This window comes from Mesorhizobium sp. M5C.F.Ca.ET.164.01.1.1, assembly GCF_004792125.1.
GTDB classification, from domain to species: Bacteria; Pseudomonadota; Alphaproteobacteria; order Rhizobiales; family Rhizobiaceae; genus Mesorhizobium; species Mesorhizobium wenxiniae.
This window is the reverse complement of record NZ_SRTG01000001.1, coordinates 902385-921183: the sequence shown is the minus strand read 5'-3', so window position 1 is coordinate 921183 and position 18799 is coordinate 902385. Positions and strand designations below refer to the sequence as shown.

Here is an 18799-nt window from a genome sequence, read left to right as displayed (position 1 = left end):
GGATCAGATCGTCTCAGGCGAGTCCGAGCACGTCGCGCATCGAATACAGTCCCGGCTTCCTGCCGCGCGCCCACAGTGCGGCCTTGACCGCGCCGCGGGCAAAGATCGCCCGGTCCTCGGCGTGATGGGCGAGCGTGATGCGCTCGCCGGTGCCGGCCAGCATCACGGAGTGGTCGCCGACCACCGAGCCGCCGCGCAGCGTGGCGAAGCCGATCGAGCCCGTTTTTCGCACGCCGGTATGGCCGTCGCGAGACCGCACGCTGTTCCCGTCGAGGTCGATGGCGCGCCCAGTGGCGGCGGCTTCGCCGAGCAGCAGCGCGGTGCCCGAGGGTGCGTCGACCTTGTGCCGGTGATGCATTTCCAGGATCTCGATGTCGAAATCGTCGGCATCGAGCGCGCGCGCCGCCTGCTCGACCAGCACCGCCAGCAGATTGACGCCGAGGCTCATATTGCCTGACTTGACCACCGTCGCGTGGCGCGCCGCCGCCGCGATTTTGGCATTGTCGTCCGCCGAGCAGCCGGTGGTGCCGATGACATGGGCGATGCGCGCCTGCGCCGCATAGCCGGCGAATTCGACCGTCGCTGCCGGGCTCGTGAAATCGAGCACGCCGTCGGCCTTGGCGAAGGCCGGCAGCGGATCGTCGCCGATCGTCACGCCGATATTGCCGATGCCGGCAAGCTCGCCGGCATCCTTGCCGAGATGCGGCGAGCCGGCCCGCTCGATCGCGCCCGCGACGCGGGCGCCCGGGATGGTGTGGATGGCGCGGATCAGCGCCTGGCCCATCCGGCCGGCCGCGCCGACCACCACCAGGCCCATTTCATTGACGGGGGGGTCGTTTGTGGCCGTACCGCTCATAAATTTCTCCCAACCGCTTTTTTCGCGCGCCGCAGCGGAGTTTGGATTGGCTTGCCGTCGTCGACAAGCCCCAGCCCCTTGTTGCCCTGCACCCGGTGGAACCGGGCATATACGCTGTGCGGGTCTGCCATCAGCGAGGCATGCGCGCCTTGCTCGACCATCCGGCCCTGTTCCAGCACGATGATGTGGTCGGCATTGACCACCGTCGACAGCCGGTGCGCGATGACGATGGTCGTGCGCCCTTGCATCACCTTGGTCAGCGCCTGCTGGACGCGCGCTTCGGCCTCGTTGTCGAGCGCCGAGGTCGCCTCGTCGAGCAGCAGGATCGGCGCCTGCCGGACGATGGCGCGGGCGATCGACAGGCGCTGGCGCTGGCCGCCCGACAGCGTCACGCCGCCCTCACCGACAGGGGTGTCATAGCCTAGCGGCTGCTGGCGGATGAAGCCATCGGCCTCGGCCTGTTGTGCCGCCAGTTCGATCTCGGCGTCGCTGGCGCTCAGCCGCCCGTAGCGGATGTTGTCACGAATAGTGCCTTCGAACAGATAGGGCTGCTGCGAGACATAGGCGATAGAGCGGCGCAGCGACTGCTTGGTCACCTCTAAAATGTCCTGGCCGTCGACCTCGATGCTGCCCGCCTCGACATCGTGGAAACGCTGCAGAAGCGCCACCAGCGTCGACTTGCCGGCGCCCGAGGCGCCGACGATGGCCGTCATCTTGCCGGCGGCGGCAATGAAGCTAAGGTCCTGCAGCACTGGTGCGTCGGCGACATAGCCGAACGACACGTTGTTGAAGCGCACCTCGCCCCTGGGGATCTTCGCTTCGGCCGCTCCGGGCGCGTCGCCTTGCTGCGGCTCGAGGTCGAGCAGCTCGTAGATCATGCGGGCATTGACCAGCGCCCGTTCCATGCCGACCTGCATGCGCGCCAGCCGCCGGGCCGGATCGTAAGCGAGCAGCAGGGCGGTGATGAAGGCAAAGACCGCGCCAGGCGGCTGGCCGCCGACGGCTGCCCGGTAGCCGGAATAGGCAATGACGCCGGCGACGGCGAAGCCGGCCAGCATTTCGGAGATCGGCGTCAATCGTTCCGAGACGCGGGCGATGCGGTTTGCCCGCTGCTCGGCACCGTCGACAAGGCCGCTGATGCGGCGCGACAGCTCGTCCTCCAGCGTAAAGGCCTTGACGATGGCGATGCCTTGCGTCGCTTCCTGCATGGCGCCGATCAGCCGCGAGTTGATCTGCACGGCTTCGCGCGTGGCGCGCCTTATTCTGCGGGTCAGGTAGACGACGGTGTAGATCAGCGGCGGCCCGATCAGCAGCGACATCAGGGACAGCATCGGATCCTGCCAGATCATGACGCCGATCAGCGCGATCAGCGATACGGCGTCGCGTGCCACGGATGTCAGCGTCATCGACAGCAGGTCGCGGATGCCGTTGACGTTCTCGTTGATCTGGGCGGCCAGCCGTCCCGAGCGCGTGTCGTTGAAGAAACCGATGCCGAGCTTCATCAGATGAGCGAAGATGCGGCGCTGGTAGCGCGCCACCAGATTGTTGCCGATTCTGGCCAGTGTCACGGCCTGGCCGTAGGTGGCCAGCCCGCGCAGCATGAAGGCGCCCAGGATTGACACGCAGATCAGCGCGATGAGATCGCCGCGCTGCTCGTAGAAGATCTGGTCGACGACATCCTTCATGATCCAGGCGGTGAAGGCGGTCGTGACGGCAACCGTCACCAGGCAGAGAACGGCCAGAACATAATACCAGCGATAGTCGCGGCTGTTCTCGGCGATGATGCGGCGGATCACCGCCACGATCTCGCCGGGCCGGGCTTTGGCTTGGTGGTTTGGCGACTGGTTCAAGTCGGGATCGTTCCGTGATGTCGGTTCGGCTCCGCGGCCGGGCTAAAGCGCGTCGCGTTCGGCCGGCCTCATGCGACGCGCTTTAGGTTATGTTTTATGCATGTCGTGATCGCAAAACCGCTACACACTTTTGCGCGACAGGCATCATTCGGCAATCCTCTTAGCGCCCTAGTGGCGGCTTGCCTATGGCAGAGGCCGGCAAAACTTCGTGGGGTCAGGCCCGCCAGCGCCGTCCTGCCGTCTGGACGCCGAACAGCGACGGGTTTCTGGCATAGGCGGCAAGGCCGGAAAGCGCTGCCAGCGGATGGGTGATCACATAGACGGGCATGGTGCGCATCAGCTCGCTGTGCGGCGCCTTATCCTCGAAGGCGGTGCGGAAATTGCCGGTTTTCAGCGCCGGCAGGATTTTCTGCGCAATGCCGCCGGTCAGGAAGACGCCGCCGCGGCTCATGAACACCAGCGCAAGGTCGCCGGCGGTGCGCCCGAGGCAGGTAACGAACATCGACAGCGCTTCCTCGGCCACTGGATCTGACTTGGCCAATGCCGCGGCGGTGACCTCGGCCGGCGTGGTGAAGGGGGCCGGCTTGCCGTCCGCCTTGGCGACCGCCCGATAGGCATTGACCAGGCCGCGGCCGGACAGGATCTGTTCGCCGGAGATGCGGCCGTCGAGTTTCTCGATATGAACAAAGACCTCGAAATCGCGCGGCGAGCGCGGTCCGATATCCATATGGCCGCCCTCGCCGGGCACCGGTATCCAGTGATCCAGCGCATAGACGAGCCCAGCTACGCCGAGCCCGGTCCCCGGACCGAGCACCACCCGCCCCGAATTCGGTTCCGGCGCGTCGCCGCCGATCTTCTCCATATGCTCTTCGCCGAGCGCGACGACAGCCAGCGCCTGTGCCTCGAAATCATTGAGCACCACGACGTCGCTGACGCCGAGGCTGGCGAACATCTGTCTCGGTTTGACGATCCATGGGCAATTGGTGAGCGGGATCTCGTCGCTGTCGACCGGGCCGGCCACCGCCAGCACGGCGGAGTTGGGTCGGACCGGCGAGCGGTCGAGCACCGCCGTCTGGATCGCCTCGTCGATCGTCTTGAAATTGGCGGTCTGGACGATCTGTGGTTCGGTTGGTTCCGAGTTCGCGTCGAGCACGATCGAAAAGCGCGCATTGGTGCCGCCAATGTCGCCGATCAGGACCGGAAACTGCAGCGCTGTGTCGTCGTCGCCTGGCATGCTCTCGTCCGTCCCGGTTCAAGTGGCGTTCCGCCGTTCTTTCGTTGACTAGCGCATGACCCGGGAAAGGGAAATCGGTTTTCGAAATGAGGCGGCCAGGATTCGGAGCAGGATGGGTCGGATGTGGCCTCAGGTCAGGCCGAACCGGGTACGAAGGCATGCCTGCGGGCAACCCGGATCGCTGCACTCCTCGACCACTGTATCGGCATGGATCCTAGGGCGGAGCAGGAGCGAAGCGACGTCGCGGAGACCCTAGTATCCATGCCGCGATCTTCGAGCGCTGCTGCGTTGAACGCCTTCGCAGAGCAGGATTCCAGACGATCGATCGACCGCCTTTCCTAATATCGCGTCAGTTCCCCGGCCGCGGCCGAGGCAGCGGAATGCCGATCTCGGGCGTTGCCGCGAAGGCGCTGACTGAGGCCGGGAGCGCCGCCGCGCCGCTTGCGGATGCCCGCGCCGGCGATGGAGCCTTTGTGAGAACGGGTGCAGTCGCGACCGGCACGCCGTCGCCATAATAGGTGACCGCCTCCGCCGAAGCCGGATCTGGCCCATCGAGCACGGCCTGACATGCTGCGGGCAGGCTCGCCATGGTCATCACGTCGCGCGCTTTCGGTCTATCCGGGTTCTTGTTGGGACGCCACGGTTCCTCGGTGAACCACCATGCCAGCGACTGGTCGCAGCCCTCGCCGGGCGCCGTGTTTTCCTGCGCTTTGCAATTGGGCGAGCCGGGCTGGCAGCCGATGCGAATGTGGAAGTGATAGTCGTGGCCCCAGAACGGCCTGACCTTGCGCAGCCATGCGCGGTCGCCTTTCACCGTGTCGCAGAGCTTCTTCTTGATGCCCGGATTGACCAGGATGCGCTCGACATCCGCGTAGCTTGCCGCGCGCTTCAGGAGCCGCATATGCGCCGGAACCCAGAGCGCATCTTTCACCAGGTGGGTCTTTTCGTCGACAAGCAAGGTGGCGCTCATGTTTTCGCGCTGCTCGATCGAAAGCTTGCGGTCGGGCATCGGCGTCAGCCAGATGTCGGCGTCGAGGCCGATCTGGTGCGATGCATGGCCGCTCAGCATCGGGCCGCCGCGCGGCTGCGAAATGTCGCCGACCAACAGGCCGGGCCAGCCGTCGGCCGCGGCGTCGCGCGACAGTTTCTCGATCAGCGCGATCATTGTCGGATGGCCCCAGCGGCGGTTGCGCGAAGGCCGCATAACCTCCCATTTCGGGCCGTCCAGGGGAATGGCGACGCCGCCGGCAAAGCAGCCCTTGGAATAGAAGCCGATCGACTGCGGCGCAGCCACGGCCGGCAGTTTTTTGGCGCCGAACAGGTTTTTTGCCAGTTCCTCGGCCGCTGCGGGTCGCGCTGCAAGCCCCGTCAGGGCGAGAACGGCGAGCGCTGCGGTCAGCAGCAGCGTTCTACCGGGTAATGATCGCTTCAACGTTTTCATGAAGCAGAACCCCTCTGCGAATTAAGTCGAATCATATCACGCCCGGCGCGCGGTTTCGATCACGACCGTTTCATCGGGCTGCGCGCCTCGCCGTCGCGCCAGTTGCCGTCAGCCCACATATGGTCGAAGGCCGCCCGGTAGTCGGGAAAGCGGAAGCGATAGCCGGCCGCCTTGAGCGCTGTGTTGGCGACACGCTTGTTTTCGCCATAGAAGGACCGCGCCATGGGCGAAAGTTGGGCGGTCTCGAACGGAATCTCGGGCGGCGGTGTGACGCCCATCAGCCCCGCGGCATAGGCGACGACGTCCTGCGGCGGCGCCGGCAGGTCGTCGGTGACGTTGAAGATACCGCCGCGATTGTCCTTGAGCAGATGCCAGAGCGCCCCCGCAATGTCGTCGCAATGGATGCGGTTGAACACCTGGCCCGGCTTGACCAGCCGCCGCGCGGTGCCGTTTTCCAGATTGACCAGGGCATTGCGGCCCGGCCCGTAAATGCCGGAAAGCCGCAGGATCGCCACCGGCCGGCCGATATCCCGACCCAGTTTCAGCCAGTCCTGCTCAGCGGCGACACGCAGCATCGAGCGCTTCGACAGCGGCCGGCATTCGGCGGTCTCGTCCACCCAGCCGCCGCCATGGTCGCCATAGACGCCGACGGTGGAGAGATAGGCGATCCATTCGAGCGCCGGCATCTCTGCCGCGATTGTCCCGCGCGCCGCATTCAGCACCGGGTCGCCGGCCTCTTCCGGCGCCACCGAGACGACGAGATGGGTTGTTTTCTTCAGCGCGTCGGGTGTCAGCGCGCCATCGAAAAGCAGCGGCTGGATTCCAGCTTGCCGCAGCGCTTTGAATTTCTCCGCTGCGCGTGTCGTCCCAAGGATTGGGCCGGCATCCTTGTTGGCTCGGGCAAATGCCTTGCCTGAATAGCCGGCGCCGAAAATAAAGATCTGCTTCTCGCTCATGCATGCGCCTCGATTTTGTCTGCCAGCGCCAGGCGCCATTCGCGTTGCACGGCCTCGTCGCCTTCCGCTTCCAGTGCAGCGGTGGCACATTTGGCAAATTCGGTCTCTGGCACAAGCCGCGACAGCGCCCATACCGCCGCGCCGCGCACCAGCGGCGAGGCATCGCCGAGCAGCGCGCGCACGGCATTGCCGAGCGAGGGTTCGCCGGAATTGCCGGCGGCGATCAGCACATTGCGGACAAAGCGGTCGCGACCGATGCGTTTGATCGGCGAACCGCTAAAGAACGACCGGAAGGCAGCGTCGTCGAGTTCCAAGAGATCGGCGAGCGGCGGTTCGCGCAAGTCCGCGCGGGCGACGAGCTTTGCCTCGGATGCCGCCCGAGCAAACTTGTTCCACGGGCAGGCGGCCAGGCAGTCGTCGCAGCCATAGATGCGGTTGCCGATGTTTTCCCGGAACTCATGCGGGATCGGTCCCTTGTTCTCGATGGTGAGATAGGAGATGCAGCGTCGCGCATCGAGCCGGTAGGGAGCCGGAAAGGCGTCGGTCGGGCAGACGTCGAGACAGGCGCGGCACGAGCCGCAATGGTCGTCCTCGGGCGTATCGGGCGCAAGCTCGGCCGTCGTGAAGATGGTGCCGAGGAACAGCCAGGAGCCGTGCTCGCGGCTGACCAGATTGGTGTGCTTGCCTTGCCAGCCGAGGCCGGCGGCTTCCGCCAGCGGCTTTTCCATCACCGGAGCAGTATCGACGAACACTTTCACGTCGCCGCCGGCGCGCGCAACGATCTTGCCGGCGATCTCCTTCAGCCGGCCTTTCATGACGTCATGATAGTCGCGGTTCTGCGCATAGGCCGAGATCGCGCCACGGTCGCGCTTTGCAAGGATCTCGCGCGGGTCGTGGTCGGGGCCGTAGTTCATCGCCAGCACAATGATCGAGCGAACCTCAGGCCAAAGAGCCGTCGGCTCGCCGCGGCGCTCGAGAGTATCGGCGATCCAGCCCATCGAACCGTGGAAGCCGTCGGCGACGAATTCGGCAAGCCGGGCCGGCGCCAGCGGGATGGCATCGGGCGTGGTGACGGCAACGGCATCGAAACCGGCGCGCCGTGCCTCGCGGTCGATCAGCGCGCGCAGCTTTTGCGCTCTAGAAATCGAGGTCCGCATAATGTGACACCGGCGACAGGCCGCGCACCCGGTCGGACAAAAGCGGCCGGAACGATGGCCGTGATTTCACCCGTGCATACCATTCGCGCGCGGCAGCGTGTTCGCGCCAGTCGATCTCGCCGAGATAGTCGAGCACCGACAGCGCAGCCGCCGCCGCGAGGTCGGCATAGGTGACCTTGTTGCCGGCCAGCCATTGGCGTGTGCCGGCCAGCCAGTTAGTGTATTTCATGTGCTGGCGGATGTTGGCGCGGGCGGCACGGATCGCTGCCGAATCGGGCGAACCGCCGCCCGCCGTTTCCGGCATGACCGGCTTCAGCACGCGCTCGCGCACCAGATGCCGGGTCACCTCGCTATCGGCCTTGTTGAGATACCAGTCGGTCAGCCGGCGGATTTCGGCGCGCCCCATCGGGTCCTCGGCGAACAGCCGCTTGTCGCGCTTGAGCACGCCGCGCGTCTCGTCGAGATATTCGGCGATGACCATGGCGCCGACGATCGGCACGTCGCCCTCGGCAAGCAGGATCGGCAGCGTGCCGGCCGGGTTCAGCGCCAGGAATTCCTTGCGCCGCATCCACGGCTTTTCCTCGATCAGCGCCAGCTCCTCGCCATACTCGCCGAAAGCGAGGCGAACGAAGCGGCAGGTGGCGAACATCGGGTGGTGGAAAAGCGTCAGCATGGTCCCGCGATAATAGAGCGCACTGGCAAATCGCCGGCTGCGCCGGTAAGTCTTGGCCGCCCCGATTCAGGTGGCCGTCAGGGTGCTGCGACCTATAGGAGGAGTTCCGCGCCATGACAAGCAAACCGTTCTTCAAAGCCCTCACTCGAACGCCGAGGTTTCCATGGAAAGCCAGACCATCGTCGAAGCGCTGCTGCTCGGCATGATCGAAGGCATGACCGAGTTCATTCCGGTGTCGTCGACTGGCCATATCCTGCTTGCGGGCCATTTTCTCGGCTTCCATTCAACCGGCAAGGCCTTTGAGATCCTGATCCAGCTCGGCGCCATACTGGCAATCCTCAGCGTCTATTTCCATCGTCTGTGGCAGATGCTGGTCGATCTGCCGCGTGATCGGGTGACGCGGCATTTCGTCCTCGGCATCCTCGTCGCCTTCCTGCCGGCGGCTGTCATCGGCGCCCTGGGGCATGGCTTCATCAAGACGGTGCTGTTTGAATCGCCGAGGCTGATTTGTATCATGCTGATCATCGGCGGCGTCGTCCTGCTGTGGGTGGATCGCTTCAAGCCGAAGCCGCTCTACCATGACGTCGAGCGGTTTCCGCTCAGGCTCTATCTGCAGATCGGACTGTTCCAGTGCCTTTCGCTGATCCCCGGCACGTCGCGCTCCGGCTCGACGATCGTCGGCGCGCTGCTTCTGGGCGTCGACAAACGCGCGGCTGCAGAATTCTCCTTCTTCCTCGCCATGCCGACAATGGTCGGCGCCTTCGCCTTCGACCTCTTCAAGAACCGCAACGTGCTGACCAGCGCCGATCTGCCCGTCATCGCCGCCGGCTTCATCGCGGCCTTCGTCGCGGCGCTTATCGTCGTGCGCTTCCTGCTCAACTACGTCTCGCGCCACGGCTATTCGCTGTTCGGCTGGTGGCGGCTGGTCATCGGCACGGTCGGCCTGGCGGCGCTGTTCGTCTGGGGGTAAGGCGGCACAGTTAATTTGGGACGGTCGCCCTAGGGTCGGACCAATCACTCTGAACGACCGAGCTCAACCCTTCCTGGACGTTCACCTCACCACAATTCCGGAGGGAACGTCGCATCTGAGCAGACACCAGTGGCGTGGCATGGTACCGTTGCTAACAGGCGATATCTTGCAGGTGCGCCATGTCAGGGCACGAGCATTGGCAACTCGATGGCAGCGCGCCCGAGCTTTACCAGCGCTACCTCGTACCGGCGATCACTTCGATATGGGCAGCCGATCTTATCGATCGCGTGCAGCCAAAGCGCGGAGAAGCCGTACTCGACGTTGCTTGCGGAACTGGCGTGGTGACGCGCCTGGCTGCCGAACGGGTCACGACGGGACGTGTCATCGGGCTTGATTTGAATGAGGGTATGCTCACCGTCGCGCGGTCCGTGCCGCACACAGGTGTGCCAATTGAATGGCTGCAAGGCAGTGCCCTCGCACTCCCGGTTAATGACGGCGCGATCGACCTCGTTCTTTGCCAACTCGGTCTCCAGTTCTTCCCGGATCGAGCCTGCGCTGTCCGCGAGATGAAGCGGGTGCTGGTATCTTCGGGCAGGGTTGCGCTCAGCGTCTATAGCGCCATCGAACGCACACCCGGCGCAGAGGCGTTTGCAAGTGCTCTCGATGAGCGGCTAGGACCGGACGCGTCGAAGATCAAACGTGCCGAGCATATTTTTGCTGACGCGAATGAGGTCGGCGATCTGTTGAGGAAAGAGGGGCTGGATGACGTCGAACTCTACACCGTCACGAAAACGATTAGCTTTCCATCTGTTCTCGACTATGTACGTTTTCAGCTGATCGCTACACCCATGGCTGGCCTCTTGGCCGATTACCAGGCGTCCGAGCGCGACAGCGTGATAGAGGCGGTCGCCTCCGCCACTCGGTTGCGCCTTGATCCGAGCATGATGGTCGATGGGCGCTTCTCGTTCCCACAGGAGGCGCATATCGCGATCGCAAGCAAACTCTGACGTAGATTTAGCTGCAGTTTCGGCTATTGGCACTGCTTGCCCGTTCCCGATGGACGAGACGATGATACATCCACCTATCTCGGCCATTTGCGGCAGGGCATGGTCTAGTCTCGCCCGTAGAAAACATTCTCGACATGCACCGGCCAGCGCCACGGCAGCACCGCGACCATGTCGAAACGCACCGACAATCGTCCATAGTCGGACTGTCGCGACAGCCAGAGATCGGCGGCGCTTTCGATGCGACGCTCCGATTCGTAGCGAACAGCCTCCATGGCTTCCATCAGTGTGCGGCGCGCCTTCACCTCGACGATCAGCACTAGGTCGCCGCGGCGCGCGATCAAGTCGATCTCGCCGAACCGCGTGCGGTGGCGGCGCGCCAGGATCCGATAGCCCTTCACCATCAATGCCGCAGCCGCCAGCCACTCGCTGCGGTGGCCGCGCCGATAGGCCCGCTGGCGGCTGGCGACCGGGCGTTCAGCCATCGCCGTCTTTCCCGCCCTTCCCGGCGTCCTTGCGTTCGGTGTCTTTGAGTTCGAGCAGCCGCCGGTAAAGCGCCTGCTTCTGGCTGCCGGTCATCTTGGCGGCTTCCGCCGCCGCCTTGGAGGCCGGCATCTCGGCGGCAAGCGAAAGCAGAAGCCGGTCGATATCGGCCGGTTCGTCTGCCGTTGCTTCCGACGGGCTGACGCAGATGACGATCTCACCCTTCGGCGTGTCGGCCGCCGCGTAATGATCGGCGAGCGACTCTAAGGTGCCGGTCCGTATCTCCTCGAAGGTCTTGGTCAGCTCGCGGCCGATCGCGGCCTTGCGGGCGCCACCCAGCGCTTCGACCATGGCACCGAGGGTTTCGGCCAGCCGGCGCGGCGATTCGAAGAAGATCAGCGTCGCCGGCACGGTCTTCAGCGCTTCCAGCCGCGTCAGCCGCTGGCCGGTCTTAATCGGCAGGAAGCCGGCGAACAGGAAGGCGTCGGATGGTAGGCCGGAGGCCGTCAACGCAGCGAGTGGCGCCGACGGGCCGGGGATCGGCACGACGCGAATGCCCTGGTCGAGCGCTTCGCCGACCAGTCGGTAGCCGGGGTCGGAGATCAGCGGCGTGCCGGCGTCCGAGATCAGCGCCACGCTCTGCCCGGCCAGCAAGGCTGCGATCAGTTTTGGGCCGGCCTCGCCGGCATTGTGCTCGTGATAGGCTGTGGTGCGGCGGCGAATCCCGTAGCGGTCGAGCAGCACGCGGCTGACACGCGTGTCCTCGCAGGCGACGATGTCGGCGGCGGCGAGCGTTTCAAGTGCGCGTAATGTGATGTCGGCGAGATTGCCGATCGGCGTCGCAACCAGGTAGAGCGCCGGCTCGAGCGGCCGGGCCGATATCTCGGTCTGGCCGATCACGTAGCTGCGTCTTGTCAACTCGCCGGTCACCGGTGTTCCCCGTCAGGCTCTGACCATGAATGCGTTCTACTCTGTTTGGCACGGCTCACGCCCGGTGGCAAAACCCATGCCGAAGTGAGGTGGCGGCCATGCCTTTGCCACAGTACGGAACGAAACCGTGCCCGGCGGATTTATGCCTGATCTCGGGAGGAGCAGGATGGACAGCCTCAAGATACAGGACGTTTTCGAACCCTACTATGAAGGGCGCAAGCGCTTTGCCGCGCGAACGGACAAGAGCCTGCCTGCCAAAGCCGGCGCCAGCTTGGCTAAAAAGCCGCGAAAGCGTCGTCCGTCAAAGGCAACCAAGCTGAAAATCGAGCCCTCGACCGGCACCGGCAGCACGATGGAGCACTGACCAGACGATGCCCAATCGCTTCGACATTTTCATCACCCGCCTTGAAACCAAAAGCTCCCGCAACGGAGCGCCCCCACATCCGACAAGCGATCGATACCGCGCCCGCCCCGACAAGGGCGACGCCAAGCCGGCTCGCGACGGTGAGGCGGACGCCGAGAAAGGCCACGCCAAGCGCCGCCCCAAGCACGACGCCTGACTACCGCAACCTTCTCGATTGGCCGAGACACTTTTTCTCTAAAGCGTGGGGGGAAACGCTCGGCCACATTATTCAACCCAGATACTTCGAGACGCGCGCTTCCAGCAGACGCACCAGACCTGGGTCCATGGACTCATTAGTCGTCCGGACTGTCGAGGCAGATCACGCGGGCCGTCTTCAGGCTGGCCTTGAATTTCTTCTGCAGTTTGGCGCGGTGCGCCTTTCCATCACGAAGATGATGTCGGCCCAGGAGACGAGGTCGTGCGTCAACGGGGTGTCGGCATCGTGGTTGGTGCCGGCCGATGCGACTTCGATATCCCTAACGCTCCGTGTTAAGATTGTACCTGCGTGGGCGCTTGAGCGTACGGGAGAGGATTATGTCGGCAACCTTAACCGCACTGAGCAACAGAGAGGCCTATAAGCTGGGAGATTTCAACCTGATTGGTCGTGGCGAACATGCCACCATAAGCTTGGCAGACGGGGAAGTTTCGCGCCAGCATGCAACGATCCGGCGCGACGGCGCGAACTACTGGGTTGTTGATGTCGGCAGTGCCAATGGCAGTTATGTGAACGACGTGGCGCTCACAACCGCGCGTATGCTGCACACCGGCGATCGCGTCCAGTTCGGCAGATCGATTTTTCTTTTCGACCAGGGCACGACTGCCCCCGATCTAGATTCGCAAGTGGCGAACACAAAAACTCAATGGGGCAAGCCGGCAGCCCCTACGAGCCGGCCGGCCACCCTGTTCGTTGCTGATTTGAAGGAGTTTACCGGAATTAGCGCAAGGCTATCCCCGGAACAGGTGGCGGCCCTCTTGGCCGAGTGGTATATGGACTGCAATGTGATTTTGAAGCGCTACGGTGCCTCGATCGACAAATTCATCGGTGATTGTGTATTTGCTTATTGGCACGGGACCGCAGCGGATGTCTGTGTCTCTGCGGTTCAGGCTGCCCAGGCACTCCGCGCTGCGGAAGACGCGGCTACGTCGCCAACCCGAGTACTGGTCAGGGAACAACAAGACATCGTGCTCGACTGCCGCATTGGCCTTCATGTGGGTGAAGTTGCTATCGGCGCGATGGGCAAAGGCATCAACACCGCGCTGGGCGATGCCGTGAATTTGGCCTTTCGTATTGAGGGATTGACGCGAAAACTGGACAAGCCGCTGTTGGTCAGCGCCCAATTCGTCGAGCACTGGCCTGAAGGTAGACAATATTTCAAGTCCTGCGGCTATCACGAGGTCAAAGGGCGCGCCGAGATGATCGAGGTATTCAGCCTAAAATAGGCGCGCCAGCAGTTGGATTTTCGAAACGCAGCTCACACGCCTAACACCTATTCCCATGTTGACACCAATGCTTTTCCTGCTCAGGCTTTGCTAGGGCAGAGAGGCAGCCATGGGGCTCAGAAATCTTCAGACATTTCTATTTTTTCTGCTTCTGATGGTGCTGGGCCTTTCAGCGCCGCTAAGCGCTGCGGAAGGTAAGCGCCTTGCGTTGGTAGTCGGGAATTCTGCCTACACGGCGACAACGCCGTTGGCGAACGCCGCCGCCGACGCCCGTGCCTTTACAGCGTTCCTGAAGGAAAACGGCTTCGAGGTAGACAGTCTGATCAATGTCGACCGGGCCGGTTTCGCGAGAGGACTCTCTAATTTTTCAAAGAAGATCGGGCCAGCCGACACCGCCTTGTTCTACTTCGCTGGCCACGGGATGCAGCTGAAAGGCGAAAATTTTCTGCTCGGGCTCGATGCCGAGCTGCTGTCGGAGTTTGATGTCGACGCCGAAGCCATCGCGCTGAATTCCATTATAAGCATTATGGAGCGGAAAGCCTCGCTCTCGCTTCTTTTCGTCGATGCCTGTCGCAATAATCCGATCGCCGACCGGCTGAATGCAAGCGTCGAAGGCGTCACCCGCGGCGCTGCGTTGAAGGGGCTGGCGCCGGTGAGTTCCACCGGCTCGGGAACGATGATCGCCTTCTCCGCTTCGCCTGGCCAGGTCGCCTACGATGGAGTCGGTGAGAACTCGCCTTTCACGACGGCCTTAGTTGAACATCTGGCCAGCCCTTCGCTAGAGGTAGGTACGGCTTTCAAGCGTGTGATCCGCGATGTCCGGATAAAGACGAACAACGTCCAATCGCCGCAGATTGTCTCGAACATTGCCGCTGAATTTTACTTCAACGCCAGCGCGCCGGCGACCGCTGTCGCCGCATCCGATTTTCTCGCCCAGATAGATTTCGAAAAAGCCGAGCGCATTGCCACTGCACGCGGCTGGCAGCTTTACTTGGCCAAGCACCAATCCGGCTCTTTCTCCGACAGCGCGCGCGCTGCGCTGCGCCTGCTCGAAGGTGGCGGCGATGGCCTCGTGTCGCCGCAGGAAGCTGAAAGCCGTATGAGGCTGACGCAGTCTCAACGCAAGGAAATCCAGCTGACGCTTTCCGACCTCGGATATGACATAGGCGCGGTGGACGGGAATTTCGGTCAAAAGACTCGCAGGGCGATCTCTCGATACCAGAAGGCGCTGGGGCTCACCGAGACCGGATATATCAATAGCGTCGTCGCCAACAGGCTGGAACTGGTTGGCGTCACGAGCACGGATTCCGTCGTATCTGCCGACGAGGCGCGGCACTTCGAACCCGAGGATTTGAAAGGGCTCGAAACCGATGAGCGCATTATTCGCGCCGCGCAATGCCTCAGGGGCAAAGAAATCATCTACGGCGAGTTTGGGAGCCGCCTCTATGTGGCGGTTTACGATCGCCACTCGTCTTGGCAGACCGCCAAATCTGCTGCCCAGCGGTGTAAAGCGCATCTGGCGTCGATCTCGTCAAAGGCGGAGAACGACTTTGTTTACGGACTGTTCGAGGCTGATGACCGGATGTTCGAAACTGGCTTCGACGGAAATGTGTCCTACAAGATGGGTCCGTGGATCGGCCTTGAGCAGGATCCGGGGGGACGCGAGCCTCGTGGCGGCTGGCGATGGCTGACCGGCGAAGGCAATGACTTACAACAATTGGCTTCCCAACCACCCCAACGAGCACAAGCAGGGTGATGATTTTGCGATGTTTTATGCTCATCTGGACGGCAACCGGGACACGGCCGACCTCAAGGCGAGCACGTGGGACGATATGGGTCCGCAAAACAGCTCGCACGGCTACATTATTGAGTTTCGATAGGACGAGGTGGAAGATGGGAGCGCGCCGCTTACCGGTTCTCACCGGCTTCAACACGGCTCGTGGCCGCTGAGCGACGCCAGATCGGCAACCTCTGCCGACACATCACTCGCAAATTGTAATTGGATCGCGGCAGAAGCCGCTGCCCCGGCGAGCCCCGGCGCTGCAAACGCGAGCTGGCCTGCTCGCGCTCGGAGTAGCGGCGGCACGCTTCTGTTCCGCTATTGGTCGTGGCCGGGTGTTCGGGTTGTTCGCATGGCGGGGTGCTTCTATCGAATTCGGCCGGGCAACCACCGGACACACGCGAGCTGTGCTTTCTTCCAATTTCTTCAAAGCAATTGTTGTCGGTTTCGCCATGTCGATCTCAGCGCCGGAGTATCGAGCGAAACGGCGCAACGCCTCCCGGGTTCTTCCACCCCAGATGCCCTCTGGGTTTCCCGGATTACACCCAACGCGGCCAAGCTCGCGCGTAAGTCGATAAATTGTCTGTGACAGTTCAGCTCCTGGCCTATGCTTTACCGCGCCAGGTCCGCCACCACGGCGTCGAGCACGATCATGCCGGCCGGGGTGGCGCGCAGGCGGGCATTGCCGATCGGCGCCAACAGCCCCTCGCCCTGAAGCATCGACAGCCGCGCCGTCGACAGGCCGCGCCCGGAAAACGCTTCGTAGCGCGAGAGATCGATGCCCTCGGCCAGCCTAAGCCCCATCAAGAGAAACTCGTCGGCCTCTTCCGAGCGCGTCAGGGTCTCACCGCCGGTGACGCCATGGCCCTTGGCCTCGACCAGATTGGCCCAGGTTTCCGGCATTCTTTCGGCGATCGTCACCACGCGGCGGCCATTCTCGACGAAGCGGCCATGCGCGCCGGGACCGACGCCGACATATTCGCCATAGCGCCAATAGGTGAGATTGTGCCGGCTTTCGGCGCCTGATCTGGCGTGGTTGGAAATCTCGTAGGCCGGCAGCCCATGTCGGGCGGTGATCTCCTGCGTCAGCGCATAGAGATCGGCGGCATGGTCATTGTCGGGAATAGCGAATTTCTTGGCCGCATGCAGCGCGTGGAACGGCGTGCCTTCCTCGATGGTAAGCTGGTAGAGCGACAGGTGGTCGGCGGCGCGGCCGATAGCCTGTTCGAGCTCGGCCTGCCACGCCTCAGGTGTCTGGCCGGGCCGTGCGTAGATCAGGTCGAAGGACAGCCGCGGAAAGATCTCACGCGCCAGGCCGATCGCCTGCAGCGCTTCATCGACATTGTGCAAGCGGCCGAGGAAGCGCAGATCCTTGTCGTTCAGCGCCTGGACGCCGAGCGACACGCGGTTGACGCCTGCCGCCCGGTAGCCGCGAAAGCGCACGGACTCGACCGAGGAGGGGTTGGCTTCCAGCGTCACCTCGATGCCGGCGGGCACCGTCCAGTTCTTCGCCACGGCGTCCAGCACCGTCGCCACGGTTTCCGGCTTCATCAGCGATGGCGTGCCGCCGCCGAGGAAAATGCTGGTCACCTCGCGCGGTCCGGTGCGGTGGCGCATTGTCGCAAGCTCGGTCTCGAAGGCGCGCGCAAAACGCTCCTGGTCGACCGGCTGGTGGCGGACATGGCTGTTGAAGTCGCAATAGGGGCACTTGGCCGCGCAGAACGGCCAGTGGATATAGACGCCGAAGCCGGGGCTGCGGTCGAGCAGCATGGTCATTTCACGGCCGATCGTGCCAAATCCAGTCTGGCTTGCGCGAATTTCTGGAAGGCGCGGGCGCGATGCGACAATGCCGTCGGCTGGCCGGGCTTCCAGCCATGCTTTTCCTCTGCGGTCATCTCGCCGAAGGTCTTTTCGAAACCGTCCGGCACGAACACCGGGTCGTAGCCGAAGCCGAGTTCGCCGCGCGGCGGCCATACCAGCGTGCCCTCGACCTCGCCGCGGAAATATTCGGCCGCGCCGTCGGGAAAGGCCAGGCAGATGACGGCGACGAAGCGGCCCTTACGCTGCGCAGGCGCAACCGCGCCGACTTCCTGCAACGCCACTTCCGCTCGCTGCATCGCCATGCCGAAATCGCGGGACCCGTCCGGCGCCTCGGCCCAATTGGCGGTATAGACGCCGGGCGCCCCGCCCAGAGCATCGACACACAGGCCGGAATCGTCCGACAATGCGGGCAGGCCTGTCGCCTTGGCGGCGGCAAAAGCCTTGAGATAGGCGTTCTCCTCGAAGGTGGTGCCGGTCTCGTCCGGCTCCGGCAGGCCGTATTCCTTGGCCGACTTCGCTTCTATGCCGAATGGCGCCATCAGATCGGCGAACTCGCGTAATTTGCCGGCATTGTGGCTGGCGACGACGATCTCATGTCCATCAAGCGAATGCATCAGATGCCCCAGATTCTTGGCTCGGCGAATTCGATCGAATTGCCGGAGGGGTCGCGAACATAGATCGAGCGTCCACCCTGCGGCCATTCGAACTCGCTCTCGATGGCGATCTTCTTCTGCTCAAGATGTGCTTTCCAGCGCACGATCTCGTCCGCGCTTGCCGCAAAGCAGAGATGGCCGTCGCCGACAGCGCCGTGCGGCGGCACTTTCAGCTTGGCATCGGGCGCCGGCGGCACCTTGGTCGCCTCGGCGTTGAAGACGAGCAGCACGCCGTCCCCGCAACGGAAGAAAAGATGCCTGCCGTCGACCTTGCCCAGCAGATCGAGCCCGAGCACGCCGGAATAGAAGTCTTCCGCGGCATCGAGGTCGGTCACGTAGAGGGCTGATTCGAGGATGGCGGAAGGAGTCATGACAGAGTTAAGCTACAGCCATCTGTTGCAGGCTGACCAGTCGCTGGATGCCTTTCTTGGCCAATTCCATCAGCGCCGTGAACTGCTCTTCTGAGAAAGGCTCGCCCTCGGCCGTGCCCTGGATCTCGACGATGCCGCCCTTGCCGGTCATGACGAAGTTGGCGTCGGTGCCGGCCGAGGAATCCTCGAGATAGTCGAGGTCGATGACCGGCTGGCCGTCATGGATGCCGCAGGAGACAGCCGCGACATGATCCTTCAGCACCTTGGCGACGCTGGCCATCTGCCGGGCCTCCATCCAGCGCAGGCAATCATGGAGCGCCACCCAGCCGCCGGTGATCGAGGCGGTGCGCGTGCCGCCGTCGGCCTGGATCACATCGCAATCGACGGTGATCTGCTGCTCGCCGAGCGCCTGCAGGTCGACCACGGCGCGCAGGGAACGGCCGATCAGCCGCTGGATTTCCAGCGTGCGGCCGCCTTGCTTGCCGGCCGAAGCTTCACGGCGCATGCGCTCGCCGGTCGAGCGCGGCAGCATGCCGTATTCCGCCGTCACCCAGCCCTTGCCGGAATTGCGCATCCAGCCCGGCACTTTTTCCTCGAGGCTGGCCGTGCACAGCACATGCGTGTCGCCGAACTTCACCAGGCACGAACCTTCCGCGTGCTTGGAGACGCCGCGTTCGAAGGAGATGGCGCGCATTTCGTCGAATTGGCGTTTAGAAGGGCGCATTCAGGCTTTTATCCTATTTTTCGGAATCGTGGCCGGCTTGTAGCCGCACGCGA

General features: G+C 63.5%; 19 protein-coding genes and 1 pseudogene. 6 read left to right on the top strand and 14 right to left on the bottom strand.

What is annotated here, in order from left to right; all coding sequences use genetic code 11:
- Positions 1–13: 13 nt before the first annotated feature.
- The 7 genes from dapB to EN807_RS04380 form a co-directional block, all read right to left on the bottom strand.
- A complete protein-coding gene (gene dapB / locus EN807_RS04410) occupies positions 14–856 on the bottom strand; it encodes a 4-hydroxy-tetrahydrodipicolinate reductase (protein ID WP_135934028.1) in 843 nt (280 codons plus the stop codon).
- Positions 853–2706, bottom strand: a complete 1854-nt coding sequence (locus tag EN807_RS04405) for an ABC transporter ATP-binding protein (RefSeq protein WP_135934027.1) — start codon at positions 2704–2706, stop codon at positions 853–855. The genes dapB and EN807_RS04405 overlap by 4 nt, the downstream gene beginning before the upstream one ends.
- A 214-nt stretch (positions 2707–2920) precedes the next feature.
- Entirely contained in the window at positions 2921–3940 is a 1020-nt protein-coding gene (locus EN807_RS04400) for a glucokinase (RefSeq protein ID WP_135934026.1), read from the bottom strand.
- A gap of 349 nt (positions 3941–4289) precedes the next feature.
- Positions 4290–5381, bottom strand: coding sequence for a penicillin-insensitive murein endopeptidase (mepA, locus tag EN807_RS04395; protein ID WP_135934025.1), 1092 nt, complete (start codon positions 5379–5381; stop codon positions 4290–4292).
- Positions 5382–5440: 59 nt separating this feature from the next.
- A complete protein-coding gene (locus EN807_RS04390) occupies positions 5441–6337 on the bottom strand; it encodes an SDR family oxidoreductase (protein ID WP_135934024.1) in 897 nt (298 codons plus the stop codon).
- The gene (gene queG / locus EN807_RS04385) at positions 6334–7494 is read right to left on the bottom strand and encodes a tRNA epoxyqueuosine(34) reductase QueG (RefSeq protein ID WP_135934023.1); all 1161 of its coding nucleotides are present in this window, start codon (positions 7492–7494) and stop codon (positions 6334–6336) included. Before queG ends, EN807_RS04390 begins: the two co-directional genes overlap by 4 nt.
- Positions 7475–8167, bottom strand: a complete 693-nt coding sequence (locus EN807_RS04380) for a glutathione S-transferase family protein (RefSeq protein ID WP_127313993.1) — start codon at positions 8165–8167, stop codon at positions 7475–7477. The genes queG and EN807_RS04380 overlap by 20 nt, the downstream gene beginning before the upstream one ends.
- A 163-nt stretch (positions 8168–8330) precedes the next feature.
- Between EN807_RS04380 and EN807_RS04375 the strand changes: the two genes are divergently transcribed.
- Positions 8331–9137: an undecaprenyl-diphosphate phosphatase gene (locus tag EN807_RS04375; RefSeq protein ID WP_135934022.1), complete on the top strand. Its 807-nt coding sequence runs from the start codon at positions 8331–8333 to the stop codon at positions 9135–9137.
- 179 nt (positions 9138–9316) lie between these two features.
- Positions 9317–10144 carry a class I SAM-dependent methyltransferase gene (locus tag EN807_RS04370; protein WP_135934021.1) on the top strand — a complete coding sequence of 276 codons (828 nt, stop codon included), beginning with the start codon at positions 9317–9319 and terminating at the stop codon, positions 10142–10144.
- 104 nt (positions 10145–10248) lie between these two features.
- On the opposite strand, the gene EN807_RS04365 is transcribed toward EN807_RS04370, so the two are convergent.
- Positions 10249–10626 carry a YraN family protein gene (locus EN807_RS04365; protein ID WP_135934020.1) on the bottom strand — a complete coding sequence of 126 codons (378 nt, stop codon included), beginning with the start codon at positions 10624–10626 and terminating at the stop codon, positions 10249–10251.
- Positions 10619–11554, bottom strand: a complete 936-nt coding sequence (gene rsmI / locus EN807_RS04360) for a 16S rRNA (cytidine(1402)-2'-O)-methyltransferase (protein WP_135934019.1) — start codon at positions 11552–11554, stop codon at positions 10619–10621. Before rsmI ends, EN807_RS04365 begins: the two co-directional genes overlap by 8 nt.
- A 166-nt stretch (positions 11555–11720) precedes the next feature.
- Between rsmI and EN807_RS04355 the strand changes: the two genes are divergently transcribed.
- The gene (locus EN807_RS04355) at positions 11721–11918 is read left to right on the top strand and encodes a hypothetical protein (protein WP_095517667.1); all 198 of its coding nucleotides are present in this window, start codon (positions 11721–11723) and stop codon (positions 11916–11918) included.
- 7 nt (positions 11919–11925) lie between these two features.
- A complete protein-coding gene (locus EN807_RS04350; protein WP_095517666.1) occupies positions 11926–12114 on the top strand; it encodes a hypothetical protein in 189 nt (62 codons plus the stop codon).
- Positions 12115–12186: 72 nt separating this feature from the next.
- Here the strand turns inward: EN807_RS04350 and EN807_RS36360 are convergent.
- Positions 12187–12453 (bottom strand): annotated as a pseudogene (locus tag EN807_RS36360) (protein tyrosine phosphatase).
- Between the two features lie 38 nt (positions 12454–12491).
- On the opposite strand from EN807_RS36360, the gene EN807_RS04340 reads away from it, so the two are divergent.
- Both EN807_RS04340 and EN807_RS04335 read left to right on the top strand, forming a co-directional pair.
- Positions 12492–13397 carry an adenylate/guanylate cyclase domain-containing protein gene (locus EN807_RS04340; RefSeq protein ID WP_189522345.1) on the top strand — a complete coding sequence of 302 codons (906 nt, stop codon included), beginning with the start codon at positions 12492–12494 and terminating at the stop codon, positions 13395–13397.
- Positions 13398–13506: 109 nt separating this feature from the next.
- Entirely contained in the window at positions 13507–15153 is a 1647-nt protein-coding gene (locus tag EN807_RS04335) for a caspase family protein (RefSeq protein ID WP_135934018.1), read from the top strand.
- Between the two features lie 636 nt (positions 15154–15789).
- On the opposite strand, the gene hemW is transcribed toward EN807_RS04335, so the two are convergent.
- The 4 genes from hemW to rph are packed head-to-tail and all read right to left on the bottom strand — an operon-like array spanning position 15790 to position 18746.
- A complete protein-coding gene (gene hemW / locus EN807_RS04330; protein WP_135934017.1) occupies positions 15790–16953 on the bottom strand; it encodes a radical SAM family heme chaperone HemW in 1164 nt (387 codons plus the stop codon).
- Positions 16950–17612 (bottom strand): RdgB/HAM1 family non-canonical purine NTP pyrophosphatase, encoded by a 663-nt coding sequence (rdgB, locus tag EN807_RS04325; RefSeq protein WP_135934016.1) that lies wholly within the window; start codon positions 17610–17612, stop codon positions 16950–16952. The genes hemW and rdgB overlap by 4 nt, the downstream gene beginning before the upstream one ends.
- Complete coding sequence (locus EN807_RS04320; RefSeq protein ID WP_135934015.1) at positions 17612–18022, bottom strand: VOC family protein; 411 nt, start codon at positions 18020–18022, stop codon at positions 17612–17614. The genes rdgB and EN807_RS04320 overlap by 1 nt, the downstream gene beginning before the upstream one ends.
- A gap of 7 nt (positions 18023–18029) precedes the next feature.
- Positions 18030–18746, bottom strand: coding sequence for a ribonuclease PH (gene rph / locus EN807_RS04315; protein ID WP_127208646.1), 717 nt, complete (start codon positions 18744–18746; stop codon positions 18030–18032).
- Positions 18747–18799: the final 53 nt, after the last annotated feature.